Origin of the sequence: Legionella feeleii, from assembly GCF_001467625.1 — a bacterium.
Taxonomy (GTDB): Bacteria; Pseudomonadota; Gammaproteobacteria; order Legionellales; family Legionellaceae; genus Tatlockia; species Tatlockia feeleii.
Map to the genome: position 1 here is coordinate 1 of NZ_LNYB01000042.1, position 1,160 is coordinate 1,160.

Sequence of the window (1,160 nt, forward strand, 5' to 3'; positions counted from 1 at the left end):
TAATAGGCAAGGTTCTTTTGCGGAGGTTAAGAAAAAGCAAAGTGACCAAAAACCGTCCGGAAATTTCTGAGGTTTGCGGCTAGAACCCCAGGAAAGCATCAAAACCGTTAATCCATATTTTTAGCGAGCTTTTTAATCTGATTGATGGATAGTGCGGTAATTTTTTCAATAAAAACAGGATCGGAGCCTTCTGCCAACATACGTTCAGCAATTTCAATCTCTTTCTTATGCTCCCCTTCGCGTATACCTTCCTGCCGTAACTGTTCAGCAAGACTCATGATTTTTTCTCCAACCTGATGTGAAATCTGTTGATCAATGAGGTTAAAGAAAGCGTCTTTATCGCTTAGTTCACCTCGTTCCAGCAAATATTGTAGCACAATTGCAAGGTAATCACCGCCACCCTGCCGATCAACCTGTTGCATAAGATCAGCGATATTGCGCAGATGAGGCAGGATATCGCGGGCAAAAATATGCTTTAGAGCAAACTCCAAAATGCCAGACCAGGCATTTTGCCTGATGGTTTCATCGTCAATGCGCCCTAAATCCAGTAGTTGGAAGGGCTTTAAAAAATACTTCTCAACCAATAGTTTTGGTGCATCCACTAAATCATTAATATCGGTTGAAAAAGGATAGGGTTGTTTGCCATGGTAAATGACCAGCGGGTAGATGAAGGGAATTTTTTTGGTTTTGTTGATTTTAAGGCAGTAATCAATCGCATTGCAGCTGTATTTAACAATCCGAAATGGCATCAGCTCATCGGGCGTTGACTGGTGTTCCAGCAAAAGATAGATGTACGCTTCCTCTCCGTCGATACGGGTTTTAAATAAAATATCGACAGTCGTTTCTTTGCGCACATCATTAATAAAGGAGCGAGGTTCCATCGTCAAACAGTCAAAATCAATCCTCTCACATAAATCTTTAGGCAAATGCGCTTTGAGAAATTGGGTTGCCACACGCTTATCAGCCATGACCGTTCTAAAAAACTGGTCATGGGGATTGGAGATGCCGTTGTAGCTGTCGGGTGTTTTTTTCATCAGTTCCTGTGATCCTGCTCACTAAGGCGCAATAATTTTGAAATTAGATTAAGGATTAACAATCTTTTTCTGTCCCGTCTGGAAGAATGGCACCGCAAATGTTTTCAACTGATTTTAATTGTTCTG

General features: G+C 41.4%; 1 protein-coding gene. It reads right to left on the reverse strand.

The window, feature by feature from the left end; translation table 11 throughout:
* Positions 1-107 precede the first annotated feature (107 nt).
* The gene (locus tag Lfee_RS06360; RefSeq protein WP_058445031.1) at positions 108-1,034 is read right to left on the reverse strand and encodes an Rpn family recombination-promoting nuclease/putative transposase; all 927 of its coding nucleotides are present in this window, start codon (positions 1,032-1,034) and stop codon (positions 108-110) included.
* Between the last annotated feature and the right edge of the window lie 126 nt (positions 1,035-1,160).